Origin of the sequence: Bradyrhizobium sp. 31Argb, from assembly GCF_043638955.1 — a bacterium.
In the GTDB taxonomy this organism is placed as follows: Bacteria; Pseudomonadota; Alphaproteobacteria; order Rhizobiales; family Xanthobacteraceae; genus Bradyrhizobium.
Genome location: NZ_JBEGDB010000426.1, coordinates 1 through 4,854, shown reverse-complemented (window position 1 = coordinate 4,854; position 4,854 = coordinate 1). Strand labels below are relative to the sequence as shown.

5 protein-coding genes are annotated in these 4,854 nt (G+C 63.3%); 1 reads left to right on the top strand and 4 read right to left on the bottom strand.

Going from position 1 to position 4,854, the window contains the following annotated elements; translation table 11 throughout:
• The first annotated feature begins 184 nt into the window (after positions 1 to 184).
• Positions 185 to 1,807: an ABC-F family ATP-binding cassette domain-containing protein gene (locus AAFX91_RS39200; RefSeq protein WP_394570069.1), complete on the top strand. Its 1,623-nt coding sequence runs from the start codon at positions 185 to 187 to the stop codon at positions 1,805 to 1,807.
• Between the two features lie 33 nt (positions 1,808 to 1,840).
• Here the strand turns inward: AAFX91_RS39200 and AAFX91_RS39195 are convergent, their stop codons facing one another.
• From AAFX91_RS39195 to AAFX91_RS39180, 4 genes are read right to left on the bottom strand one after another with little or no spacing between them, the layout of a single operon-like run.
• Entirely contained in the window at positions 1,841 to 2,890 is a 1,050-nt protein-coding gene (locus AAFX91_RS39195) for an HD-GYP domain-containing protein (protein ID WP_394570068.1), read from the bottom strand.
• Between the two features lie 25 nt (positions 2,891 to 2,915).
• On the bottom strand, positions 2,916 to 3,107 hold the full coding sequence (locus AAFX91_RS39190) for a hypothetical protein (RefSeq protein WP_130582669.1): 192 nt from the start codon (positions 3,105 to 3,107) through the stop codon (positions 2,916 to 2,918).
• A 39-nt stretch (positions 3,108 to 3,146) separates the two neighbouring features.
• On the bottom strand, positions 3,147 to 3,449 hold the full coding sequence (locus AAFX91_RS39185; protein WP_130582668.1) for a PilZ domain-containing protein: 303 nt from the start codon (positions 3,447 to 3,449) through the stop codon (positions 3,147 to 3,149).
• Positions 3,449 to 4,582 carry a DUF2336 domain-containing protein gene (locus AAFX91_RS39180; RefSeq protein ID WP_130582667.1) on the bottom strand — a complete coding sequence of 378 codons (1,134 nt, stop codon included), beginning with the start codon at positions 4,580 to 4,582 and terminating at the stop codon, positions 3,449 to 3,451. Before AAFX91_RS39180 ends, AAFX91_RS39185 begins: the two co-directional genes overlap by 1 nt.
• Positions 4,583 to 4,854 lie beyond the last annotated feature (272 nt).

Here is a 4,854-nt window from a genome sequence, read left to right as displayed (position 1 = left end):
GAGGACTTCCACCTCCAAGCTGTCGTTCATACTCGGCACACCGCTATGGATTGCTTCGCTGCGCTCGCAATGACGGGCGAGGCGCCGAGTCCGTGTTTTCGGCGGCTGGCCCGATATCTCCGCTCGCGCTGGCGGGCGAAATCGACTAAGAGCGCCCCGCACAGATGTCCCACCAGATAGCGCAATGATCCGTCTCGATAACGTCAGCAAGCAGGCCGGCCACCAAATCCTCTTCATCGAAGCTTCCGCAGCGCTCAACCGGGGTGAAAAGATCGGCCTCGTCGGGCCGAACGGCGCCGGCAAGTCGACGCTGTTCCGCATGATCGCAGGCCAGGACGTGCCCGACGAAGGGCAGGTCGCGGTCGATCGCGGTATCACGATCGGCTATTTCAGCCAGGATGTCGGCGAGATGTCCGGCCGCAGCGCGGTCGCCGAGGTGATGGATGGCGCGGGCCCCGTCAGCATCGTTGCGGCCGAGCTGAAGGAGCTCGAGGCCGCGATGGCCGATCCTGATCGCGCCGACGAGATGGACGACATCATCGCGCGCTATGGCGAGGTGCAGGGACGGTTCGAGGAGCTTGACGGCTACGCGCTCGAGGGGCGGGCGCGCGAGGCGCTGGCCGGCCTTGGCTTCAGCCAGGAGATGATGGACGGCAGCGTCGGCGCGCTCTCGGGCGGCTGGAAGATGCGCGTCGCGCTGGCGCGCATCCTCTTGATGCGTCCGGATGTCATGCTGCTGGACGAGCCGAGCAACCATCTCGATCTCGAAAGCCTGATCTGGCTTGAGCAGTTCCTCAGAGGGTACGAGGGCGCGTTATTGATGACGTCGCACGACCGCGCGTTCATCAATCGCGTGATCGGCAAGGTGATCGAGATCGACGTCGGCGCGCTCACCACTTACTCCGGCGACTATGAGTTCTATGAGCAGCAGCGCGCGATGGCCGACAAGCAGCAGCAGGCTCAGTTCGAGCGCCAGCAGGCGATGCTGGCGAAGGAGATCAAGTTCATCGAGCGCTTCAAGGCGCGCGCCTCTCATGCGGCCCAGGTGCAAAGCCGTGTCAAGAAGCTCGACAAGATCGAGCGGGTCGAGCCTCCGAGACGCCGCCAAACCGTGGCGTTCGAATTCCAGCAGGCGCCGCGCTCCGGCGAAGACGTGGTCGCGCTGAAGAACGTCCACAAGGGCTATGGCAGCAAGCGAATCTATGAAGGACTGGACTTCATGATCCGCCGGCGCGAGCGCTGGTGCGTGATGGGCGTCAATGGCGCCGGAAAGTCGACTTTGTTGAAGCTGGTAACCGGCTCGACCGAGCCGGACAACGGCACGGTCGTGCTCGGCGGCAGCGTCAAGATGGGGTACTTCGCGCAGCACGCGATGGATCTGCTCGACGGCGAACGCACCGTGTTTCAGTCGCTCGAAGACGCGTTCCCGCAAGCAGGGCAGGGCTCGTTGCGCGCGCTTGCCGGCTGCTTCGGATTCTCCGGCGACGATGTCGAGAAGAGGTGCCGGGTACTGTCTGGCGGCGAGAAGGCGCGGCTGGTGATGGCGAAGATGCTCTTCGATCCCCCGAACTTCCTGGTGCTGGACGAGCCGACCAACCACCTCGATCTCGCGACCAAGGAGATGCTGATCAACGCGCTGTCGGAGTTTGAAGGCACGATGTTGTTCGTCTCGCACGACCGGCATTTTCTCGCCGCGCTCTCCAACCGTGTTCTGGAGCTGACACCGGACGGTATCCACCAATTTGGCGGGGGCTATACGGAGTACGTCGCTCGCACCGGTCAGGAAGCACCGGGGCTGCGGAGCTAGCTTTCGGCCGTCGGCGACGACCAGGAGGGCGGGTCAACGGTTCAGGGCGACGTCCCTGAACGCCTCGACCAGCGGCCGCTCGAGCTTGCCCTTCATGCCCTGCAGGACCTCGTAAGCCGCCGCCCGCGACATCGCCTGTTTGTAGGTCCGCCGCTCGATCAATGCGGAGAAGATGTCGGAGATGGTCAGGATGCGCACGATGTCGGAGATGCTTTCGGCGCAAAGCCCGTCCGGATAGCCGCTGCCGTCAAGAAACTCGTGATGGTGCCGTACGGCATCGAGGATTTCGGCCGAGACGCCGGGCGTTCCCTTCAGCACGGCGTGCCCGGCCGCAGGATGCGTTTCTATCAGCGCACGTTCTTCGGCATCGAGCTTGCCGGGTTTGTCCAGGACGGCGAGCGGAATCCTTGCCTTGCCGAGATCGTGAAACATCGCCGCTGCGTAGAGCCGCTCGATATCGGCCTTCGCCATGCGAAGGCTCAGGCCGAAATCGACGGCGATGCCGGTCACCAGCAGGCAGTGCTGGTAGGTCCCCTCGTGGTGACGGCGAACCGTCGCCAGCCAGTCGGACAGCCCATGCTCGGCGATCGTCTCTGCGATCACGTTGCCGGCGTCCTTGGCCTCCGCGACGTTGACGGCCCAGCCGCAGGTGACCGCCGAGAACATCGAGGCGAAGCTGGCCGCTCCGACCGACGCCGCCTCCCGGGCGCTCGAGGCGGGTTCGCTCGGAACGATCGATGGGGTCTCGCCCTGTGCGAGCTTTGCCAGTAACTGGGCCGGCTTGACCGGACCGAGCAACGCATGCGTCGCGCCGAGCGCGTAGGCTTGAACCACCGCGAGCCGGGTCCGCTCATTGACGACGAAAATGCGTTTTGGGATTCGCGAGAACGCGGCCGACATGGCTTTCAGCGCCGTGATGTTGTCGACGACACGCAGGTCGGCGTTGACGATAACGGCCGCGATGTCATTGCCGCGAATGCTGGCCGCTCCAAGCAGGTCCCCTGTGACGGGATGCTTCGGCTCCAGCATGGCGCACAAGGACGAAAGCCCGGCTTGCGTATCGGCTACAACGTAAACAGACATCGAGATGGTGGTGCCGGCATTTGCTTCAGATGTTGTCGAAGGCGCGCTGTTGGGCCTGGGTGAGAAAATGATCGAGGTCGCTGCAGAGACTGTGCGCGACATCCTCGTTGAGTTCGAATCGCAGCGTCTTTCCGGCCATGTCGATCTCGACGATTCCGCGCAGCGGCTCCGCGCAATTCGTGGTGACGGAAAAGGCTGCGATCTTGTGGACGGCCATCGGTGGTTCCTCCCTGAAAAAGTTGCGTCGCGCGCATGATCATTTTGGAATGATGGCGCGCCCTTTCTTCTTTCGTTCGGCGACAAACTTCACACCGATCTGCATCCCGTCGACCCGGACCAGTTCGCATCGCCGGAACGCAAGTCCTCTGGATGACAGGATCAGGAAGAATTCCTGCGCCCGCAGCACGTCGAGCGCGCCCTCGACCTCGAGCTTGGCGCCGGTCTGCGACACGTCGAGAAGAACGCAGCTTCGTTGCCAGGTGCCGTCAACGCCCATCAGGTTGACCGGATAGCGGTGCTCGAAGTGAACGCGCTCCGCTTTTCGGCTTCCGTAAGCCATCAATGCACTCCCCCAACTGAAGGCGTATCGGTGGACAAGGGCCTGGCGCCGATGTCGCTTACGGATCCGAAGCGGATGGCGCGCTGCGCGGTGGAAAGCGAAAGCGTGTCAAAGGCCTCCTTGGCCTGTTCGAGTTGTTGCGGCGAAACCGGCTTGACGCCCTTGCGGCTCCTGATGATGGCGACCGCGGTCTGCCAATCGAGCCGCGACGCCCGGCAGGCGAGGACCAGGCCGTAGCAATCCTGCGTCTCCATCAGCGGCTCGATGGTTTCGATCGGGACGGTTGCCAGCAGCGACAGCGCGGCGATGACACTGGGATGGTCGCGCCGGATCGCAAAACGGTTGACGATGGAATCGTTCAACTGGCCGGCATTGTTGAGCGCGAGCACCGTCGCCTTTGCCTCGGAATAGTCCACGGCGACAGGCTTGCGAGCGCGCCCGCGCGCGGCGGTCTCTTCGATCAGCGTTCTGATCGCGACATGCCGCTCGGGCGGCGCGGTCTTGAGCAGGCGGGCCTGCGCGGAGGGGCTGCATTTCGCCACCAACTCGCAAAGCACATCGCGCGGCAGATCCGGCCGCTGCACCAGCGCGTCGGCGATATCATCGTCGCGCAGGGCCATATCGACCAGGGTCGCAAAGCCCACAACAGAGAACTGCGCGCTGGGATTCCTTGCGAGGATGCCGCAGATGGCGGCGTCGCCGCGCATCAGCAGGGCATCTGTGAGCCTGCGGCTCACCGCGCTGCGTTCGGCGATGGCGCCGAGGTGCTTTTCGCCGCGGGTCCTGATGACCTCGATGAGGTCGTCTTCGGAAAGGCATTCGCACTTGCGAAGGATCGGGACGGCGACTGCCGCGTCCTCGTGCTGGGCGAGACGGCGCACCGCCTCCCTCGGGGCCGACCTCAGATCGGCAAGGGGGGCGCTGAGCTTGGTCAGCGTGCGCGCTTCGACGGCCCCGATCAGACGGACCAGGACGTCGTCGAATATTTCGATCTGGTGCTCGCTGAGCCGGTCGGCGTCCGCGAGGAACAGGCTCGCCACCTGCCGCAATATCCGGATGCGGCGTTCGGGGGAACCGGCTCTGACAACATCTTCGAGTTCCGCAATAAGCTCAGTCGAGGCAATGGCAGTCATGGCGGCACCAATAATCCGCTGCAGGACGTCGCTGTCCCTGAGCCGATTTCGCGCCTAGATTGTTAATTACCACTGTAAATTGGTCTTCTAGGGTTGTGTCTCCTTTAAGATTCTACCAGAAAACAGTATCGAAATTAGGCAATGGTATTTTGCCGCGTTGTCTTTCGCGGTCACTGCGCTCCAACTAGGGGGAATAGACGTATTGCCTCACCTGAGGATGTTACTTTCGCTTGACGGATGTAGCTCCGACTGTCGGCCGGTCCGAGGTTGCG

Coding starts and splice junctions, on each gene's coding strand:
- AAFX91_RS39200 (WP_394570069.1), top strand. CDS start 185: ATGATCCGTCTCGATAACGTCAGCAAGCAGGCCGGCCACCAAATCCTC.
- AAFX91_RS39195 (WP_394570068.1), bottom strand. CDS start 2,890: ATGTCTGTTTACGTTGTAGCCGATACGCAAGCCGGGCTTTCGTCCTTG.
- AAFX91_RS39190 (WP_130582669.1), bottom strand. CDS start 3,107: ATGGCCGTCCACAAGATCGCAGCCTTTTCCGTCACCACGAATTGCGCG.
- AAFX91_RS39185 (WP_130582668.1), bottom strand. CDS start 3,449: ATGGCTTACGGAAGCCGAAAAGCGGAGCGCGTTCACTTCGAGCACCGC.
- AAFX91_RS39180 (WP_130582667.1), bottom strand. CDS start 4,582: ATGACTGCCATTGCCTCGACTGAGCTTATTGCGGAACTCGAAGATGTT.